Genomic DNA, 19956 nt, shown 5'->3' on the forward strand with positions numbered 1-19956 from the left:
GAGCGGGCCCGCGCCCCGGGTCTGGAGTCCCCCGCCCGCGCCCACCCACCGGCCGCGCACGGTGTCCGGACGCGTCAGCCTGGCCATCACCGGCCTCATCCTCCTCGTGTTTGCCACCGTCTTCGCGGCGATGTACGCAACCACCGAGGGCTACGTGATTCCCCTGGTGAGCGGCACCGACGAAGCTACGACCTTCTCTCGCATCATCCTGATCGGCGGGGGCACGTGCCTGCTGATCGTCGGCCTTTCCCTGGCGGTCGCAGCCCTGCGAGATCGGGGAGCCGGCTGGCTCACGGCGCTGTCCATCATCGGCATGCTCTTCGCTGTGCCCACGGCTGCCCTCGGTACGGAGAACGTCCAGGGGCGCATCCAGCAGGCGGGACCCGCGATCGTGAATCCGACAGGAAATACGATGCTGGACTGGAAGGCTGACTCCGTGCAGGGCGGGAGCCCCACTGGCATGACGACCCTCGATCTGAGCGGAGCACCCGTGGGAACAACCAAGACGATCACCGTCAGCTGGCGCGCCTGGTCTCACCTGAACATCCTCGTGGCGGAGGGCCAGCCCGTTCAGATCATCTGCCAGTCGGGAATCGACTCCGTTTCCACAAACATCCCAAACGACGGCTGGGCGGCTCCCCTCAAGAGCTGCTCAAGCGACACGAAGGTGACCTCCCCTTCGTGGGGCACTACCGGCCTCGGGGGCATCACCGTCCTGATCGACGACAACGCCAACCTGGAAACACTGCAGCTGACAATGGTGCCCGACACGTCGCACACCTGGAGTTCGGGCGCCGCCACGCCTTTCGCCACGCCAAGCCCCTCCCACTCACCTAGCCCGTCACCCTCCGCCACCCCCTCCGACTCCCAGTCGGGCAACTGAGGAAGGAAAACGATCATGACGACCCCCAACGATGAGGCCACGCCCTCGCCCGACGTGGATGCGACCACGCCTCTTCCCTCCACTCCCGCCCCTCTCGTGGGGGTAGGGCAGGACGCGACGAGGCAGATGCCCGTCTCGGATCCGCTCGCATTCTTTAGGGAGGCACCGACCGCGCAGATGCCCACGGATCCCTTTCGCTCAGACGCTGACGCTGCGGGCACGACGCGCGCGCAAGGCGAGGCGGATTCCGCGGCGCAGGCCTCTCCTCACCCCGATTCCGTAGGCGCTTCGCGCACGGCCTTCGATCCGGCTTCCACCGGCGAGACGTCCCCGGTGGGCGGGGACGAGGCGCCGACGTACGGGGACACCCGCGCGCCGACGGGTGCCGACGGCTACGGCGCCGCCTCTGGTACTCAGCGGACGTGGAGCGCGCCGCGCGGCCCCGTCGACATGCGCACGCTTCCCGAGGCACCCAGCAAGGGCGTGCGGGTCGGGGCCTTCGTGTGGGCGGCCCTGGTGTGCCTGACGGGATTCTTCCTGATCGCCGAGGCATTCATCCCCACGTTTAACCTGCCGATCCTCGGGATCACCGGGGTCGCAGCGCTCGGAATCGTCCTGATTCTGACCGCTCTCTTCTCGGGCCGCGGCAAGAATCAGGAACACAAGGCGCAGGCAAACGCCGGCGCGGCGGACTCGATCCGCCAGGGCTGAGGAGCCCTCTCGCCCCTCGGGGCATCTGAAAGCAGGGTGGGCCGGGAACCTGTTGGTTCCCGGCCCACCCTGCTTGGCGTTGCTCGCGGCTGACCTAGAGAAGGTCCAGCATGGCCGGAGCCACGAGCTTCATGACGTTCTCGCGGCCCTCCTTCGCGCTGGGCGCGTCCACCGCGAAGGCGGCCATCTGCTGGCAGGTGGCCAGGTCGTGCATGCGCAGGGCGGCTCGCACGGCATTGACCTTCGTCGGGGCCATCGACAGGGAGGCAACCCCCAGGCCCGTGAGGACCAGGGCAAGCAGCGGGTCGCCGCCGGCCTCGCCGCACACGCCGATGGGTTTTCCCGTCGCGCGCCCGCCGTTGCAGGCGCGACGAATCATCTCCAGGACAGCGGGCTGCCACGTGTCCAGGAGGCGCGCGAGGCTTCCGTCCAGTCGGTCGGCGGCCATCGTGTATTGCGTCAGATCGTTCGTTCCGATCGACGCGAAGTCGACGATCGACAAGAGCTGCTCCGCACGCAGGGCGGCGGCGGGCACCTCGATCATGATGCCGACCTTGGGCAGGCCCAGGCTCCGCGCCTTCGACGCAAACCACTGCGCTTCATCGGCCGTGGAGACCATGGGCGCCATGACCCACAGGTCCGCGCCGGTGGCCCGGTAGGCGGCCGCGAGCGCCTGCAGCTGCGTGTCGATCAGATCCTCACGCACCTGGCACAGGCGCAGGCCTCGACGCCCCAGCGCGGGGTTCTCCTCGGCGCCCAGATCCGCGAAGGTGAGAGGCTTGTCCGCCCCGGCATCCAGGGTGCGCACGACGACGCGACGCGTCCCGAAGGCCCGGAGAACCTTCGTGTACGTCTCGGTCTGTTCCTCCAGCGACGGCGCCTCGGCGCGCTCCAGGAAGAGGAACTCCGTGCGGAACAGCCCCGACCCCTCAAGATCGAAGGACGACGCGTTGAGGGCGTCGTCGACCGTGCCGATGTTGGCCAGCAGCTTGACGCGGTAGCCGTCGTAGGTGGCTCCCTCGCCGGTCGATCCCGCCAGGGCGAGAGCACGCCGACGCGACCGTTCCTTGAGCAGGGCAACCTCATCGTCGGTGGGGGCGATGATCACCTCGCCGACGCCGCCGTCGATGGCGAGCATCGTCCCTTCCTCGACCTGAAGGATGCCCTCGGCCTTGACGATCGCGGGGATACCCAGCTGGGCCGCCAAGATCGCGGTGTGAGACGTGGGGCCACCGATTTCGGTGATGATTCCCAGCACCGTCTTGGGATCCAGCGTCGCGGTCTCGGCCGGCGCCAGGTCGCGAGCCACGAGGACGACCGGACCGTCGAAGGCGGGAACGCCGGGCTCGGGAAGGCCCCGCAGCTCACAGATGACGCGATCGCGCACGTCATACAGGTCGGTGGCGCGTTCGGCCATGTAGCCGCCGAGGCCGCGCAGCATCTGGGCGTAGTCCTCGACCGCGTCGTGGACCGCCTGGGTGAGCCCGAGGCCCTTCTTCAGCTTCTTGTCGATGGCCTTGGCCAGTCCGCGGTCACCTGCGAGCTGCGCGGTCGCCTTCAGGACAGCCTTTGTCTCCTCGGGGGCGCGCTCAACGCGCTCGCTCAGGCGCTCGGAAACGGCCGCAAGGGTCTCTCGGACGCGCGCCCCGTCGGCCGCCGCATCAACGCTGCCGGGTTCGGAGGCGTCAACGCCGGGGGCCGGCTGGACGATCGCGGCAGGGGCGGCAGCGGTTCCGGCGGACACGCCGATCCCGTGCAGGACAAGGTGCGTCGTCATCGCCTCACTCCTGGTCGAGGTCGCGGGACAGGAGCTCCACGAGGGAGTCGAGCACCGCGCCCGCGGAATCGTCCTCGGTGGACAGGGTGACAACGTCGCCGTGCTTGGCGCCCAGCGTCATGATCTCGAGGAGCGACGCGGCGTCCGCCTCCTCCCCGCCAAACGCGATGGTCACGTCAACGCCAGAGTCATCGACGGCCTCGGCGAGGACGGAAGCGGGACGCGCGTGGAGGCCAACGGAGGAACCAATAGCAACGGTGCGAGAAATCATGGTCATTCCTTTCGAATGCGGGTATGTCCATCGTGAGACACAGGTGCCCGTGATCCCCATCGTATGGGGTCTGTAGCGCGTTGGAAACCCAATACCGTTGACGCTCACATGGGATACATCACCTCAATAAATGACGAACAACCATGCGTCGGGTGACCCGCTTGTCCCCGCGGAGGCAAGCGGGCACCGGCGGCGATTCGGGGCCTCGCCGACCAGACGCGCGACTGACCCGATTGCCGCCGACTACAATGGTGCGGTACCGACGAAAGGAAAGCGCGCATGAGTTCCCGCGAACCCACGCTGGCCGATGTTGCGCGACTCGCCGGAGTGAGTCTGACAACCGTCTCGCGGGTCCTCAACAACCGCGGATACCTCTCGGAGAAGACGAAGCGGCGGGTCGCGGACGCGATCGAGACTCTGGGATACCGCCCGAACTCGCTGGCGCGCGCGCTGCACGGAATGCGCACCCAGACGGTGGGCCTCATCGTGCCGACGGTGTCGCTGCCGTTCTTCGGTGAGCTCGCCGTCGAGGTTGAGAACGCCCTGGCCGAGGCGGGCTATCGCATCCTCATCTGCAACTCGATGGGGCGGGCGGAGCGCGAGCGCGAGTACCTGTCCCTGCTGGTGGGCAACCGCGTGGACGGGATCATATCGGGCGCGCACAACGAGGGCCTGCAGGAGTACGACACTATCCGCATGCCGCTGGTGACGATCGACCGAGATCTCAGCCCCTCCATCCCGAACGTGCGGTGCGCGAACGAGGAGGCCGGGGCGGCGGCAACGCGGGCCCTGTTGGAGGCGGGTTCTCGTCATCCGGTGCTGCTCACCTCGCGCTCGGGGCTGCACAACCTGCGCGAGGCCGGCTATCGGGCGGAGGTGGAGGGGGCGGGACTGCACGCGCGGGTCCTTACCGTTCCCTTCGATACCCCAACACCCCAGCGCTTCACGATGGTGCGCGACGCGCTGGACGAGGCCCACGCCCTCGAACCCGTTGACGGCGTTTTCGCCACCGATGACCTGGCGGGAGCCGAGGTCCTTGAATGGGCGCGCACGCGAGACTTGTCGGTTCCCGGCGACTTGTCCGTCATCGGCTTCGACGGGACGGAAACGATGCGCCGTGCCCTCCCGCACCTGGCGACGATCCGTCAGCCCATCGAGGAGATCGCGCGGGCAGCGGTGTCGATCCTGCTCGGACAGATCGATGGAACCCTTCCACGCATCCCCCGTGACGAGGCGGGGGCGGGGGTTGCCCGCACCGTGGAGTTTGCGGGAACGCTGCTGCGGGGGCGCTCGCTAGCCCCGTGAGAGGCCTCGCGGCGAATCTTCCAACTATTGCCGCCGACCCGCAGTATTCCTTGCCCCCTGCGAGGGCCAGGGGCAGCTCTCCGGCCTCCGCCGACCCGCAGTATTCCTTGCCCCCTGCGAGGGCCAGCGGCAACTCTCCGGCCTCCACCGACCCGGGAACAGTCCAGACCCTGTGTGGGTGAGGCACAGACGCGTTCGCGGATAGGTTGTCCGCTTGCGGATAGATTATCGGCTTGCGGATAGGCTAGTAACCTATCCGCGTGTTCATAACCTATCCGCGTGATTGTTTCCTATCCGCGAGCGGATATCAACAAATAAAACGCATGATCACCCGCAGCGACCTGCTCGCCCGAGCGTGGGTGCTGTCACCCGCAGCGACCTGCTCGCCCGAGCGTGGGTGCTGTCACCCGCAGCGACCCGCTCGCCCAGGCGTCGGTGCTGTCACCCGCAGCGACCTGCTCGCCCGAGCGTGGGTGCTGTCACCCGCAGCGACCTGCTCACCCGAGCGTCGGTGCTGTCACCCGCGGTGACCCGCTCGCCCGAGCGCCGGCGCTGCCCACGAAGGGAAGAGGTGGAAACGTGCGCAATAGCTGGCGAACGCTCACTCCTCGGGGGCCCAGCTTCGATCACAGGTCAGGCCTGCACGAGGACAGAACAAGGCCGCCAGCTCACAAGGCGAGTGTGCGGTACAGGCACGACGCCCATTCCGCACACTCGCTACTTCGGAGCGCCTCGGTCTTATGATTCCTTGGGCGTAACCTGCAGCAGCGCGTCGCCGCGGCGGACCTCACCACTCGCCACGGGGTCGACCGCTCCGAACTTCTTCTTATTCGTGACCACGACCGGAGTGATGGTCTCGTAGCCCGCGGCTCGGATCACGTCGAGGTCGACCTCGGCAAGCACGTCACCACGACGCACGACGTCTCCCTTGGACACGCGGGGCGTGAAGCCCTTTCCCTCAAGCTTGACCGTGTCCATTCCGACGTGGATGAGCACCTGCACCCCGGACGCGGCCTTGATGCCGTAGGCGTGCCCAGTCGGGAACGCAACCGTGACGGTGCCGTCGAAGGGGGCGACGACCAGGCCGTCGGCGGGTTCGATCCCGATGCCGGGGCCGAGCATTCCCTTGGCGAAGGACTCGTCCTTGACCTGTTCCAACGGGACGACGGTGCCCGCCAGGGGCGAGGTCACCGAGAGATCAGCTGCGGCCTCGTCGCTAAAGGAAGCGGCGGCGGAGGCCGGGGCGGGGGCACCGACTGCACCCGCGGTCGTCGGGGCGGCGGACCGGGGCGGGGGCGCCGACTGCACCCGCGGGCGCCGAAGCGGCGGGAGCCGAGGAGCGACCCCCCATGTCGACCTTGCCTCGCGTGAGGGCATAGCCGAGGGTCGCCCCAAAGGACAGGACGAAGACCAGGACCTCGAGGGCCAGGTAGGCGGGGATCGACTTGGGAATGATCGACACGAAGCCGACGAATCCGGCGGCGCCGAGCGCCTGACCGCGCACGTTCAGCAGGGCGACGCCCGCGGAGCCGATGGCCGAGGCGCCCATGGCGATGAAGAAGGGCCAACGCAGGCGCAGGTTGACACCGAAGATCGCGGGCTCGGTGATGCCGAAGACAGCGGAAACGCCACCGGCTCCGGCCAGGCCCTTGAGCTTGGCATCGCGGGTCTTAAAGAAGACGGCCAGGGCCGCCGCGCCCTGCGCGACGTTCGCCATGGAGGCGATCGGGAAGATAAAGTCGCCGACGCCACCGTTGGCGGGCAGCAGCGGAATCTCGATCGCCGGGAAGGACTGGTGCAGGCCGGTGACGACGATCGCGCTGTAGAAGAAGCCGAAGATCAGGCCGCCGAAGAGGCCGAGCGACGTGTAGAGCCAGTTGACGCCGTAGGTCAGGTAGTTGGACAGCTCGCGGGTGACGGGACCGACGACCACGAATGCCAAGAAGCCGGTGATGAGCAGCGTGATGAGCGGGGTGAGCAGGAAGTCCGCCGTCCCTTTGAGGACCTTGTGCAGGCTCTTCTCGATGAGGCACATGATCCAGGTGACGACCAGGGTGGGGATGACCATCGCCTGGTAGCCGACCTTCGTGACCTCCAGGCCGAACAGGTTCCACACCGAGGACTGGTCGGTGTAGGCCCAGTACTTGGCGGCAGCTGCCGCATCCGTCATCGAGTAGGCGGACAGGAGCGAGGGGGAGACCATGGCGGCACCCATGGCAGCACCCAGGTAGGTGTTTCCACCGAATCGCTTCGCCGCGGAGAATCCGACGAGGACGGGAAGGGAGGCGAAGGCCGCGGAGGAGACCAGGTTGATGAGCGCGTCGTAGTCACTCAGCCACGAGTACATCTGGACGACGGACTTCTCGCCGAAGAGCCCCTCAGCCGTGAGGACCGAGTGCAGGGCCATGAGGAGACCGCCGGCGATCAGGGCCGGGAGGATGGGGACGAAGATGTCGGCGATCATCTTGATGAAGCGGGAGAAGAGATTGCCTCCCGCTTCTGCTTCTTCCTTCGCCTCGTCCTTGGAGACCTCGCGCACGCCGTGGTCGGCGACCATGTGGGCGTACACCTGGTCAACGTCGCCGGGACCGACAATGATCTGGAACATGCCGCCGGCGGCGAACGTGCCCTTCAGGTCGTCATTGTCGTCGAGGGCCTGCTGGTTGATCTTGGATTCGTCCGCGATCACCAGGCGGAGCCGCGTCGCGCAGTGCGCTGCTGCACTGATGTTTGAGACTCCGCCGACCGCGTCGACGACCTCTCCTGCCACCTTGGCGTGATCCATTGCCGACCACATTCCTTTCTTGTGATCCCACGCGCGACGCCATTGTCACGCAGCGCGCTGGGCGGTGTGTAGCAATCGATTGACATGGTAGGTGCTGTTGCCTCGTTCACGCAAGGCTTGTCGCGCATCTTCTCAGATCAGAGGCTGAGAGTCCGCCCACACGAGCCCGCGAGCCACGGACCCGCACCGCCGCCGCGTCAGTCCGCGCGAGCGGAGCGCAGATTCGCCACGGACGCCCCGCCGACGAGCCTCACACCGACCCCCGCTCCGCGCAGGAACGTCCGGGTCGTGAACACGCGTGACCCGTCACCCAGGTAGATCTCCGTGATAGAGCGGTCGTGGACGACCTCAACGCGGTTGGCCTCCCCCGCCGTCAGGGAGACGACGCGGCGGCCACCGTGGGGGTAGCGCGTCCCCTGTCGATCGACGATGAGGCGTTGCTCCTCCAGGATGATCTCCAGCCCTGAGTCCTCGCCGATGCGCAGCGACAGCCGCTCCGCACCGTAGGCCGCATCGAAGGCCAGGCGCCACGAGCGAGAATCCACCAGCTGCGCGACTACCGCCCCGTCCTCGTCCGCGGGGGTCCCGCGCAGCTGCGCCGGGGCGAGCGGAAGGCCGGGGAGGTACGGACGGGCGATGAGTCGGCCCGAGCGCAGGCTGAGGGCGCGCGGCGCGGTGAAGCAGTGGACCCACCCGCCCGACGCCATCGACGGCTGGTCGTCCTCGCCGGCGTTTCCCGCCCAGCCGAGGAGAATCGTCGGGGTGTCGGAGAGCGACGAGGAGGAACGAGCCATGATTTGGGGCGCGTAGAACTCCGTGCCGCGATCGACTTCCTCGAAGCTGCCGTCGGCTCCGCGAAACTCGGTGCCGACAAGCTCTCCGATGACGGCCACGCACGGGAAGACGTTCTCAAAGCCCTCACGCTCGGGGGCGATGCCCTGCGGACAGAAGATGAGGACGTCGCGGGAGCACCCGCTCTCCTCGTCTCTCAGGCGCACAAGGTTCGGGCATTCCCACATGTATCCGAAGCTATCGAATGCACCCGAGGCGTCGGGGAAGGTCATCTCCCCGACGCATTCCCACGCGCGCAAGTCGGTCGATCGGTAGAGCAGTGCGGCGCCGGTGAGGTTCTCACGCTGGACGCCGAGCAGCATCCGGTAGGAGCCGTCGGCGTCTCGCCACACCTGGGGGTCGCGGAAGTGAGCGGTGTAGCCGCGCGGCTGACGGCCGATGATCGGCGGCACGTGCTTGTCAAAGTGGACCATGTCGCGGGTCGTGACGACGCACTGGGTGGCCTCGCGCTCACCCGTCTCAGCGTCCTTGTAGTTGCCGGTGTACCACAGTTCCACGTGATCGCCGACCTCGATCGCGGTGCCCGAATAGGCGCCGTTGCGATCCTGTCGAGTGTCGGGAAGGATTGCCGGGGCGTGGTAGTCCCAATGGGTCAGATCCGTGGACGTGGCGTGCCCCCAGTAGACGAGCTTGCGCGGATGCTGGGGCGTGTACTGGAAGAACGCGTGGTAGGTGCCCCCCACCTCGATGAGCCCGTTGGGGTCGTTGAGTCGCCCCACGGGAGGGGCGACGTGGAAGAGGGGGTAGTCGGGGTCTTGGCGGGCGCGCGAGCCGGCCTCGGCTTCGAGGGCGGACGCGAGAAAGTCTTCGACCATGCACCCAACTTAACATCGGGAGCATGCGGGGCGCGGGGCGGGACCCTGGCGTCCCACCCCGCGAACACTCCTCGGGCAAGCGAGGAGCCGTGCCGGTTGTCTACGCGCCGGTCACGTCGTCGGGGTGCGCGTTCGCGTAGCGCGCCAGCTCTTCGTCCACGATTGCCTCGTCGAGTTTGACGAAGACGGGGGTGGGCTTGGCGATCGGGGTACCCACGGCGATTGGGTGACGCTCCCAGGTGGGCACGCTCGCGTAGTCGCCCGTGATGATCGGGTAGGAGGAGCGACCATCGAAGTCCGAGGGCAACACCTGCGGGTCCAGCTCCGCCACCTCCTCAATGCGCGGCATGGGGGCGATCCTCCCCTCCCCGCCCATGACGCGGTCGACGTCGTTGGCCGCGTGGGGCAGGAACGGAGAGAGCATGAGATTCAGGTCCGCGACCACCTGGGCGAGGGTCCACAGGACGGTCGCGAGGCGCTCGCGCTGTTCGGGGGCCTTGAGCTTGAAGGGCTCGGTGTCGGTGACGTACTTGTTCGCCTCCCCAACGAGCCGCATCGCCTCCGACAGGGCGGCCTTCTGCCGGTGGTGGCGGATGAGGTTGCCAACCGTGGCGAATCCGGCCTCGACGGCGTCCAGGAGGGCGCGGTCGATCTCCTCCAGTTCGCCCGGGGTCGGGATCTGCCCAAACTTCTTAGCGATCATGGAGGCCGTGCGGTTGACCAGGTTCCCCCAGCCGGCGACCAGCTCGCCGTTGGTGCGGCGCACGAACTCTGCCCACGTAAAGTCCGAGTCGGATGTTTCCGGGCCGGCGGCGCTGATGAAGTAGCGCAGCGCGTCGGCCTGGTAGCGCTCCAGGAAGTCGCGCACGTAGATGACGATGCCGTGGGAGGAGGAGAACTTCTTTCCTTCCATGGTGAGGAACTCCGAGGAGACAACCTCTGTTGGCAGGTTGAGGACGCCCAGGTCACCAGGCTTTCCGCCCTTGGCTCCTTGGCCGTTGTATCCCAGCAGCTCGGCCGGCCAAATCTGGGAGTGGAAGACGATGTTGTCCTTGCCCATGAAGTAGTAGGACAGGGCCTCGGGATCGTTCCACCACCTGCGCCACGCCTCGGGGTCCCCGCTGCGGCGCGCCCACTCGATGGAGGCACTCAGGTAGCCGATGACAGCATCGAACCACACGTACAGGCGCTTGGTGGGCTGGTCCTCCCAGCCGGGGACCGGGATGCCCCAGTCGATGTCGCGTGTCATCGCGCGCGGGCGGATGTCGCCCAGGAAGTTCTTGGAGAACTTGATGACGTTGGGGCGCCAGGTGCCGGACTTCTCGCGCTCGTCGAGCCAGTCCGACAGGGCCTGCGCCAGGGCGGGCAGGTCGAGGAAGTAGTGGGTGGACTCCACGAACTGCGGGGTCTCGCCGTTGATTCGCGAGTGCGGGTTGATGAGCTCGGTGGGGTCCATCTGGTTGCCGCAGTTGTCGCACTGGTCGCCGCGCGCCCCCTCGGCCCCGCAGATCGGGCAGGTGCCCTCGATGTAGCGGTCGGGCAGGGTGCGGCCGGTCGAGGGGGAGATGGCGGCGCGGGTGACCTGCTCGATCATGTAGCCGTTGTCGCGCACGGTCGCGAACATGTCCTGGACGACACGGTAGTGGTTGCCGGCGGTCGTGCGGGTGAAGAGGTCGTAGGACAGCCCGAGGGCCACCAGATCCTCGACGATGAGCCGGTTGTTCTGGTCGGCCAGCTCGCGAGCGCTCACGCCGGCGGAGTCTGCTGCGACCAGGATCGGCGTGCCGTGCTCGTCGGTGCCGGACACCATGAGCACGTCGTGCCCGGCCATGCGCATGTACCGGGAGAAGACATCGGAGGGGACACCGAATCCCGCGACGTGGCCAATATGACGGGGGCCGTTGGCGTAGGGCCACGCGACGGCGGACAGAATACGACTCATAGCCCCTAAGAATACTGTGTACGCGACCCAAAGGGGCAACCGACGTCATGGCTGCCCACTGTTCCAACGATCAAGGGCTGCGACCGAGGTGATATCCTGAGGAAAACGCCGCTTCTTCCGGGAGACAACATGTCACGCGCGCTCATTATCGTCGATGTCCAGCCCACGTTCTGCGAGGGGGGTGCTCTTGCCGTCCAGGGCGGAAACGCCATCGCCGAGGCCGTGGCTCGATTCGTGGATGAGCACCGGGGCGACTACGCCCTGATCGCAACCACCCAGGACTGGCATATTGATCCGGGAACGCACTTCTCGGATTCCCCCGACTTCGTGGACACGTGGCCCCCGCATGGTGTGGCGGGCACGCCAGAGGCGGAGCTACACCCGGCGCTCGCGCGTGTCAACGCACAGGTGAGCGTGAAGAAGGGACAGTACGAGGCCGCCTACTCGGGTTTCGAGGGCACGACGGAGGACGGAAAGACGCTGGAGCAGGCGCTGCGCGATGCGGGCATCACGGACGTGGACGTCGTCGGCCTGGCAGAGTCGCACTGCGTGGCGAGCACGGCTATCGACGCCGCGCACGCGGGCTTTGCCACGCGGGTGCTGAGCGATCTGACGGTTCCGGTGAGCGAGGAGCTGGGGAAGGCTGCTCGGGAGAAGATGCGGACGGAGGGCGTGACGCTCGTCTGAGGCTCAGGTACGGCGCGATGGCGCCAGGCTTGTGACTCGCTTGCGCACTGCTGGGCAGACGGCACTTGTCGGGAGTACGTCATGAGCCTGTCCGGAGCGCCATAAGCCATCCGGATCGTCGCTTCCTCTTCAAGCATGTAGGGCACCGCGTGTTGCTGGCAGGGGCGTCGTGCGCGTTTCGCGCCGCGGGTCAGTTGGGGTTTTAGCCGGTGCGGCGCTGGCTACGGCGACACCGACGCTCACGTGCAGACGCGCAGCAGTACACCCGTTAGGGAGCAGCCCACCCGTTAGGGAGCAGAACACCCGTTAGGGAGCAGAACACCCGACAGGAAAGGGTGTACTGCATACCGATCGGGTGTAGCGCACGCTCCAACAAGGAAAACCACGCGGAAGTGGCCCCGCCGTCGCCCGCCAAGAACAAGCCCTCGGCAGCGCGAACGACCCCCAGTACACGCGCCCGCCATCCCCGACCCGCACGTTGCCCCACTGGACACCACCTCTTCGGGCCCGCCGGACGCAGCGACACCAGCAGTAACAGCACGGACCGACGTGCCCCGCGCGCGTGCGGGTCGTGGTTGGGCGGACCGCCAGGCAGTCCCCACCGTCACACGTTCCCGACCCCTCCCCCGCCCCGCAGGCCCGCGCCCCGGCCTCGTCACTTCGCGGCGAGCGCCGCCTTGTAGAGCTCGTTCTTACGCGCGCCGGTCGCGGCGGCGACCTCGGCCGCAGCGTCCTTGAGGCGCATCCCCTCGGCGGCCAGCGCCAAAACGGCGCCGACGTGGTCTTCGGCGCGGGTGCCGCGCTCGTACCCGGCCACGACGATCGTGACTTCGCCAAGGACGTCCGCGGCACCCTCAGCGAGCTCCCCGAGCGTTCCTCGGCGGACCTCCTCGTACTCCTTGGTGAGTTCTCGGCACACGGCGGCGCGGCGCTCGCCTCCAAAGACACGGGCCATGCGCGCCAGGGTCGACGCGGCCCGCCGGGGGGACTCGAAGAAGATGAGGGTGTGGGGGTCGGCCGCCAGGTCCTGCAGGTAGCGCGTCGCCTCACCGTCCTTGCGCGGCAGGAAGCCCTCGAAGGCGAAGCGGTCGGAGGGCAGGCCGGACAGGGCGAGCGCAACGAGGGGGGCGGAGGGCCCGGGCAGGACGGACAGAGGGACGTCGGCTTCGATTGCCGCCCGGGCGAGGCGGAATCCGGGGTCGGAGACGGTGGGCATGCCCGCGTCGGAGACGAAGACGACGCGCGCCCCTCCCCTGGCCGCCTCGACGATGCCCGCGGACTTCTCGGCCTCGTTGTGGTCATGCAGGGCGACAAGGCGGCCACCGAGCTTGATGCCCAGGCGCGAGGCCAGGGCGAGCGCGCGGCGCGTGTCCTCGGCGGCGACGATGTCCGCGCCTTCGAGAGCGCTCACGAGACGCGCCGAGGCGTCGCGCACGTCACCGATGGGGGTGGCGGCCAGCACGATGGAGCCGACCGGCTGGCGATAGGGAGCCTGTCCGGGGGCGTCGCGGGGCGAGGCCGGGGCGGGTTCGGGCGCGGAGGGGGCGTCGAGCGTGGCAACCATGCGGGTATCGTCTCACCCTCGTCGGCTGCTCGCACGGCGCGAGGCGCCCAGGCGGGCGAGCCAGCCCGGTACGCGGGAGGCGAGGACGCTGGCCGCGCACAGCAGGGCGATGGTCCCTCCGGCGCTCAGGCCGGCGGGCACGGCGATGGCCAGCCCCGCCAATCCGAGGAGTGCCCCCAGGAGCGGGGAGCCGACGAGGAAGGCCCGCGCGCTGGGAACGATGGGAGCCAGGGTTGCGGCGGGGGCGGCGACGAGGGCGATGGACAGGATGGTTCCGACTCCCGGAATGGCGACCGTGACGGCCGCGAGGATCATCGCCAGGATGATGCGCTCGTGGCGGGCGGCCAGACGCGCCGCCCCGGGGGCCGACGGATCGAAGCAGTGGGCGAGCAGGTGGCGAGCGCCGACACTCACAACCACGACGGTCGCTCCGAGGACTCCCCCCGCCCACGCGACGTCCGCGGGGGACACCGTCATGACCGATCCGGTGAGGAAGGAGCTGACGGCCAGGGGAAGGGGCTTGAACCAGGTAGCCAGGAAGTAGCCGGAAGCAAAACCCGCGGTTAGCACGATGCCGGCTGCGCCTTGGCTGGAGATGCCGGGGATCGTGGCAAGGGCGCGCATGAGGGCCACCAGCGGAATGGTTCCGAGGAACGCCCCGATGTACAGGGCTGTGGACATGCCGGCGTGGCCGAGCCCCAGCGCCGATGCGATGACGACTCCGAGGACCGCGCCCGGGAATGTCCCGTGCGTGACGGATTCGGCGAAGAAGATCCGCCTGTCGAGGTAGGCGAAGGCTCCGACGAGGCCGCCGAGCGCGCCGATGAGCGCCACGTGAAGGGCGGGCAGGATGAGGAGGCTGGCGATCACGAGGCCTCCCCCACCGTCGTCAACCCCGACGCTCGCGTTTCACACCCTGTTTCACGCGCGTTGACCGCTTGCTCCCCCGTTTCACGCGCGGTCAAGGGCGCCTGAGAACCCGCCGAGGCCTCGTCGCGCCCCGTGCGAGCCTCGCGCAGCTGCCGGACGGCGCAGGCGAGGGCGAAGCAGGCAAGCACCCCGAGGGCGACGCACGCCTGCGGAGACAGGGGCCTGGGGGTTCGTAGCAACGCGACGCCGAAGCCCGCCCAGCCTCCGACCAGAGCGCTCAGCGCCGCGATGACGGCCATCGAGCGCGTCCCCGGGGCGAGCAGGCGCCCACACGCGCCGGGCACGATGAGGTAGCCGACGACGAGGAGAACGCCGACGGCCGTCGATGCCGCGACGACGATCGCTCCGATCGCGGCGTTGAAGACGATGTCGATCGCGAGGGTGGGGATACCTGCCACGCGTGCGGCCTCGCGATCGAAGGCGAGCGCCACCTGGGCTCGCCACGTCGCGACCAGGATCAGGGCGGCGACGATGAGCACGGCGGCGCTGACCCACATGCGCGAGGGCGTGATGTCGAGGAGGCGTCCGAACATGAGGGATTCGAGTTGCCCCGACATGTCGCCGATCCTCAGGGAGATGACGATTCCCAGAGAGAAGAACGCGGTCAGGATGACGGCGGTGGTGGCCTCGGAGGATTTCGTTCGGCGCGAGGCGGCCGTGAGCGCCGCCGCGACGCATGCGGCGCACAGGGCACCCCCGGGGATGATGGCGTCGCGCCCGCCGACGGCCATGCCGACAACGATCCCGGGGAACACGCCGTGCACCATGGTTTCGGCGCTGAACTCGGCCCTGCGCAGGTTGACCAGGGTTGATGCGGGACCGACGGCGAGGGCGAGGAGGCCGAGGACAACGATCGGGCGGAGCAGGTATGGGGCGATCATGACAGAGCCGCGATCGCTTCGTCTGCTCCGGAGCCGTAGGCGGCTGCCAGGACCGATGGTTCTAGGGCCTGTGCGACGGGGCCGAGGGCGACCTGGCGCGACGCGAGGACGCAGGCGTGCGAGCACACGTCGCGCGCGAGGGACAGGTCGTGGGTGGAGACGATGACACCGATGCCGCCCGCGGTGAGCTCGGCGATGAGTCGGGTGATGATGTCCCGGCTGGGTGCGTCGAGGCCGTTGAAGGGTTCGTCCATCATGACCAGCTGGGGCCGGGCCACGAGGGCGCGCGCGACGAGGACGCGTTGGCGCTGGCCGCCACTGAGGGTACCAAAGCGCTGGGAGGCCTTGCTCGAAAGGTTCACGCGATCGAGGGCGTCGGCGACGCGCGCCCGCTTGTCGGCGCCGATGCGCCTCCCCCACCCCACCTCGGCGATGAGTCCCATGGTGACCACTTCGGCGGCGCTGACGGGAAACGTCAGGTCCAGGTCGGCGCTCTGGGGCACGAGTCCGATGCGTCGAGCGCCGACGTCCACGCAGCCGGACAGGAGGGAGCAGCCGCCGACGATACCTCGCATGAGGGTTGTTTTTCCGCCGCCGTTCGGGCCGACAAGGGCGAGGGCCTGACCCTCGTCGACGTCGAGGGTCAGGCCGGTCAGCGCCGGGGTAGATCCGTACCCCAGCGTTGCGTGTCGGAAGGAAACGAGGTGGTTCATCACTTGCTCTGGAGTCGTTCGGGCAGCTGCGGGGCGTTGCCTCCCCACGCGTCGGTGACGGCGCGCGTGTTGTGGATGATCGATCCCACGTAGGTGGCGCCCTCGCTTCCGTCGGGGCCCAGGGAGTCGCCGTAGAGGGCGTCGTCACCGACGATGGGGGTGACTCCGGCGGCCCGGGCGATGGCCTCGATGGACTTGGAATTGTTGGAGTTCTCGGCGAAGAGGGCGACGGCACCCGACTCTTGGACGGCTTTGACGGCGCTCGCGATGTGTTCCGCAGTGGCGTCCTGCTGGTCGTTGAAGTCGGATAGGGCGGCCCCGATGAAGCGGATCCCGTAGTCGGCGGAGAAGTATCCGAATGCGTCGTGGGAGGTGAACAGGACGCGCTGGGAGGATGGCACGGTCTCGATGGCGTTTGCAACCCACGCGTCGAGGGCGTCGAGGTCCGCCAGGTAGGAGTCGGTGGCCGCCTTGATGGAGGAGGCCACATCGGGGGCGGCGGCGGCGAGGCCTGCGCCGAGGTTGCTCACCTGGATGCGCGCCCGCTTGGGCGAAGTCCACACGTGCGGGTCGAAGCGAAACTCGGGTTCTTCGTCGGGGCTCTCGGGCGGGAACGGCCAGGGAGCCACCTCGACGCGCTCGTTGCCACGGTCGATCGTGTAGGGGAGGTCGCCATCGCCGCCGTTCGGGTTGTCGATATCGGAGGCGCCGAGGACGCCGGAGGTGACGACCATACGCCCGTGGAAGCCGGAGGAGGCGACGGCATCGTCGAGGAAGTGTTCGAGGTCGACTCCGGAGACTGCCATGACGTCGGCCTGGGCGAGGGCACCGGCCTGCTGCGGCGTCATCTCGTGTTCGTGCGCGGAGGCGTTGGGAGCGAGCAGGCAGGTCAGGCTCATCGTCAGGGCCGCATCGCTCGCGTCGGCACCCACGTGGCTCGTCTTCCCCGATGCGTCGGTCTTGTCCAGGGAGATGTCGCTGGCGGCTGCGGCGATCTGGGTGACGTAGTCGCAGATTTGGGTGGTCGTGGCCACGACCTTGAGGCCGTGGGCAGAGGAAGCCGGGGCGCACGCTCCGAGGGGGAGGAGCGCGAGGCCAAGGACGGCGGCGGGCACGCCGCGGCGGGAGAAGGGGATCACCGTGACTCCTAAGAATATTTCGGGTACACGAAAATTATAGGGTAATCGAGAACAGTTCTCAACACGATGGCGCTGCACATACGACCACGGCCCACGGGTAGGTTTGCGAGCAATGCTTCGCGGCGCGTCCCGGCCGCTACACTCGCTCATGATGGATACAGCGAACGAACACGATAGCCACGCGGATCTCACCCCCGATGCCTTTCCGCGGGCCGACCGAGCGAACGAGAGGCTGTCGACCGGCGCGCCGGGTGCCGAGGTAGCATCGACACCCCCTCCCGCGGCCGCGTCGCGGCGAAGCGCCGCTTGGCTTACGACGCCGAGGGCAGGATGGGTCGCGACAGCACTTGCGACCCTGGTCGCCGCGGCCATTCGCCTTCCCGGCCTCGACAACGTCCGCACCCTGATCTTCGATGAGACCTATTACGTCAAGGACGCCTGGTCTCTCCTCACCCTCGGATACGAGGGCACCTGGCCCAAGGAGTACGACGCCTCCTTTGTCGCGGGAGACGTGTCGGGCCTATCGCCTGTGGGCGGGTACCCGGTACACCCGCCCACAGGCAAGTGGCTCATCGCCCTGGGCATGAAGTTCTTCGGACAGGCGGATCCTGTCGGGTGGCGCATCACGGCAGCGATCTGTGGGATCGTAACCGTGTTTCTCCTGTGTCGCCTCGCCCAGAACCTCTTTCGCTCCCCCGCGCTGACCCTTCTTGCCGGCGTTTTCCTCGCCACCGACGGCATGGCGATTGTCATGAGCCGGACCGCGATCCTGGATGGCTTTCTCGCGATGTTTGCGCTGGCCGCCTTCCTCTGCGTTGTCAAGGATCAGCAGAGCGCGCGCCGGGCGCTGGTCGGCAAGCTGGCGAACTGGGACGGACTGGGAGCGCCGCGTTCGGGACTGGCCGACCTGCGCTCCTACATGTCGCGGCGAGAGAAACGAGTCTTCGTCGTCGGCCCCAATGCGGGAAACCGTCCGTGGCTGGTTGCGGCCGGCGTTCTGGCCGGCCTCGCCTGCTCGGTCAAGTGGTCGGGGATCTATGTGCTGGCAACGCTTGGGCTCTTCGTGGCGTTCCGGGAGGTCACCTGTCGGTGGCGCGCCGGCCACCCGTCTCCCGTGCGCGGCGCCCTGCTTGCCGACGTCTGGTGGGCCTTCGTTCTCATGGTTCCCACGGCCCTTTTGACGTATGTTGCGTCATGGTTTGGCTGGTTCGCTCACCCCGCCGCCCACGGGCACGGACGCTCGGGCATTGGTGGCTTCGGAGGCGCGCTGGCGGACCTGTGGCTGTACCACAAGGAGATGTGGACCTTCCACAACAATCTCGAGACGCCGCACACCTACCAGTCGAATCCCTTCACGTGGCTCGTGCAGCTTCGCGCTACGTCATTCCATTGGGCGACCGGTGAGGAGATCACGGGGTGTCGGTCGGGCGCGTGCGCGACCGACGTCGTCGCGCTCGGTAATCCACTCCTGTGGTGGGTCGGCATCGGAGCCCTCCTCCTCGTCGTGTGGACAACCTGCTACTACCGTTCCTGGCGCACTGGGACGATCATGCTGGGCTACGTTGCCCTGTACTTGCCCTGGCTCGCCTATGCGCACCGGACGATCTTCACGTTCTACACGGTCGTCTTTGCACCGTTCGTGGCGCTGGCGGTCGCGTGGATGGTTGCGGTGATCGCGAGCGCGGTGCCCGCCGACGGTCGCGTGGCACAGGCGCCGCTCCCCCTTCGCACTCGCGTGCCCGGGTGGGCTCTGGCAACGATCGTCACGCTCGCGATCATCGCCTGCGCGCTGTACTTCCTGCCGCTGTGGCGAGCGGACGTGGTCGACTACGAGTTCTGGCGCGCACATATGTGGCTACGCACCTGGATCTAGGGGCCACAGCCGAGTGCAACGCGGCAGATAGAAGGATGGTTCCGACACTGACGTGTCGGAACCATCCTTGTGCGAGCGTCCCACTCACAGCCGGCTAGCCGGCGATCCGTTCCCCAGGGCGCCCGCTGGCCTACTCAGGCAAGGGCGTCGAGGAGCGCGCGAAGCTGAGCGTCGACCTGCTCGGAGGGAGTGAACGTTCCTTCGGGGAACTCGGAGCCGAGGTTGATGGCGACGTCCTCCTGAGCGAGCGCGGCACCCATTCCGGACAGGATCTGGCGCAGGTGCGCGCGGGCTGCGACGGCGTCGTGCCACGAGTAGCCGACGATCCCGACGGGCTTGTCCTTGAGCGTCGACGGTGGCAGGTAGTCAATCGCGTTCTTCAGCCCGCCGGGGACAGACTGGTTGTACTCCGGCGTGACGAAGATGAGTCCGTCGCGGGCCTCCAGGGTCTCGCGCAGACGAACGCCCTCGGGCTGTGTCGGGACAACCATCGACGGCGGCTCCTCGGCAAAGATCGGCAGGTCGAACTCCTTGAGATCGACGACTGCGGCGTCCAAGCCGGCCGCCTGCGCGCGCGCCTGAATCCAGTTCGCGACCTGCTCGCCCCAGCGTCCGGGACGAACCGAGCCGAGAACGATAGCAATAGACGTCATGATGTTTCCTTTCGAGCGTTCATTGAAACATCAACTATCTTAGTATGGACCCCCCGGTCAATCAATCGCGACGCGCTATACTCTCTGCCACAGCGCGCCGCTCGCATCGGCGCGCCGGGCAGACTTGCCCGCATCGACGCATGTGGGCGGACCGGGGCGCCCCTCGTGTGGGGGG

The 19956-nt window shown here is 67.9% G+C and carries 14 protein-coding genes and 2 pseudogenes; 5 read left to right on the forward strand and 11 right to left on the reverse strand.

Translation table 11 applies throughout. The features are described from left to right. Positions 1-883, forward strand: a pseudogene (locus HMPREF9006_RS04520) (PspC domain-containing protein); the annotation flags it as partial. A 15-nt stretch (positions 884-898) separates the two neighbouring features. Next, positions 899-1594 carry a hypothetical protein gene (locus HMPREF9006_RS04525; protein ID WP_009212378.1) on the forward strand — a complete coding sequence of 232 codons (696 nt, stop codon included), beginning with the start codon at positions 899-901 and terminating at the stop codon, positions 1592-1594. Between the two features lie 94 nt (positions 1595-1688). On the opposite strand, the gene ptsP is transcribed toward HMPREF9006_RS04525, so the two are convergent. Further along, complete coding sequence (ptsP, locus tag HMPREF9006_RS04530; RefSeq protein WP_009212379.1) at positions 1689-3371, reverse strand: phosphoenolpyruvate--protein phosphotransferase; 1683 nt, start codon at positions 3369-3371, stop codon at positions 1689-1691. Positions 3372-3375: 4 nt separating this feature from the next. Next, on the reverse strand, positions 3376-3642 hold the full coding sequence (locus HMPREF9006_RS04535; protein ID WP_034231100.1) for an HPr family phosphocarrier protein: 267 nt from the start codon (positions 3640-3642) through the stop codon (positions 3376-3378). 279 nt (positions 3643-3921) lie between these two features. Here HMPREF9006_RS04535 and HMPREF9006_RS04540 point away from each other — a divergent pair, with 279 nt between their 5' ends. Further along, positions 3922-4947, forward strand: coding sequence for a LacI family DNA-binding transcriptional regulator (locus HMPREF9006_RS04540; RefSeq protein ID WP_009212381.1), 1026 nt, complete (start codon positions 3922-3924; stop codon positions 4945-4947). Between the two features lie 738 nt (positions 4948-5685). Here the strand turns inward: HMPREF9006_RS04540 and HMPREF9006_RS04550 are convergent. From HMPREF9006_RS04550 to metG, 3 genes and pseudogenes are all read right to left on the reverse strand, one after another. Then, positions 5686-7732, reverse strand: a pseudogene (locus HMPREF9006_RS04550) (sucrose-specific PTS transporter subunit IIBC). A 197-nt stretch (positions 7733-7929) separates the two neighbouring features. Next, positions 7930-9399, reverse strand: a complete 1470-nt coding sequence (locus HMPREF9006_RS04555; RefSeq protein ID WP_009212384.1) for a glycoside hydrolase family 32 protein — start codon at positions 9397-9399, stop codon at positions 7930-7932. 100 nt (positions 9400-9499) lie between these two features. Continuing rightward, positions 9500-11341, reverse strand: a complete 1842-nt coding sequence (metG, locus tag HMPREF9006_RS04560; protein WP_009212385.1) for a methionine--tRNA ligase — start codon at positions 11339-11341, stop codon at positions 9500-9502. Positions 11342-11470: 129 nt separating this feature from the next. On the opposite strand from metG, the gene HMPREF9006_RS04565 reads away from it, so the two are divergent. After that, positions 11471-12028 carry an isochorismatase family protein gene (locus tag HMPREF9006_RS04565; protein WP_009212386.1) on the forward strand — a complete coding sequence of 186 codons (558 nt, stop codon included), beginning with the start codon at positions 11471-11473 and terminating at the stop codon, positions 12026-12028. Positions 12029-12683: 655 nt separating this feature from the next. Here HMPREF9006_RS04565 and rsmI read toward each other — a convergent pair. The 5 genes from rsmI to HMPREF9006_RS04590 are packed head-to-tail and all read right to left on the reverse strand — an operon-like array spanning position 12684 to position 17255. Next, positions 12684-13592, reverse strand: coding sequence for a 16S rRNA (cytidine(1402)-2'-O)-methyltransferase (gene rsmI / locus HMPREF9006_RS04570; protein ID WP_009212387.1), 909 nt, complete (start codon positions 13590-13592; stop codon positions 12684-12686). A gap of 12 nt (positions 13593-13604) precedes the next feature. Beyond that, entirely contained in the window at positions 13605-14462 is an 858-nt protein-coding gene (locus tag HMPREF9006_RS04575) for a metal ABC transporter permease (protein WP_009212388.1), read from the reverse strand. Further along, the gene (locus tag HMPREF9006_RS04580; RefSeq protein WP_009212389.1) at positions 14459-15403 is read right to left on the reverse strand and encodes a metal ABC transporter permease; all 945 of its coding nucleotides are present in this window, start codon (positions 15401-15403) and stop codon (positions 14459-14461) included. Before HMPREF9006_RS04580 ends, HMPREF9006_RS04575 begins: the two co-directional genes overlap by 4 nt. After that, complete coding sequence (locus HMPREF9006_RS04585) at positions 15400-16116, reverse strand: metal ABC transporter ATP-binding protein (RefSeq protein WP_034231106.1); 717 nt, start codon at positions 16114-16116, stop codon at positions 15400-15402. The genes HMPREF9006_RS04580 and HMPREF9006_RS04585 overlap by 4 nt, the downstream gene beginning before the upstream one ends. Further along, positions 16116-17255, reverse strand: a complete 1140-nt coding sequence (locus HMPREF9006_RS04590; protein WP_009212391.1) for a metal ABC transporter substrate-binding protein — start codon at positions 17253-17255, stop codon at positions 16116-16118. The genes HMPREF9006_RS04585 and HMPREF9006_RS04590 overlap by 1 nt, the downstream gene beginning before the upstream one ends. A gap of 148 nt (positions 17256-17403) precedes the next feature. On the opposite strand from HMPREF9006_RS04590, the gene HMPREF9006_RS04595 reads away from it, so the two are divergent. Next, positions 17404-19128 (forward strand): dolichyl-phosphate-mannose--protein mannosyltransferase, encoded by a 1725-nt coding sequence (locus tag HMPREF9006_RS04595; protein WP_156794391.1) that lies wholly within the window; start codon positions 17404-17406, stop codon positions 19126-19128. A 134-nt stretch (positions 19129-19262) separates the two neighbouring features. On the opposite strand, the gene HMPREF9006_RS04600 is transcribed toward HMPREF9006_RS04595, so the two are convergent. Further along, positions 19263-19781 carry an NADPH-dependent FMN reductase gene (locus tag HMPREF9006_RS04600; RefSeq protein ID WP_009212393.1) on the reverse strand — a complete coding sequence of 173 codons (519 nt, stop codon included), beginning with the start codon at positions 19779-19781 and terminating at the stop codon, positions 19263-19265. Positions 19782-19956: the final 175 nt, after the last annotated feature.

The sequence above is a fragment of the Actinomyces sp. oral taxon 180 str. F0310 genome (genome assembly GCF_000185285.1).
Taxonomy (GTDB): domain Bacteria; phylum Actinomycetota; class Actinomycetes; order Actinomycetales; family Actinomycetaceae; genus Pauljensenia.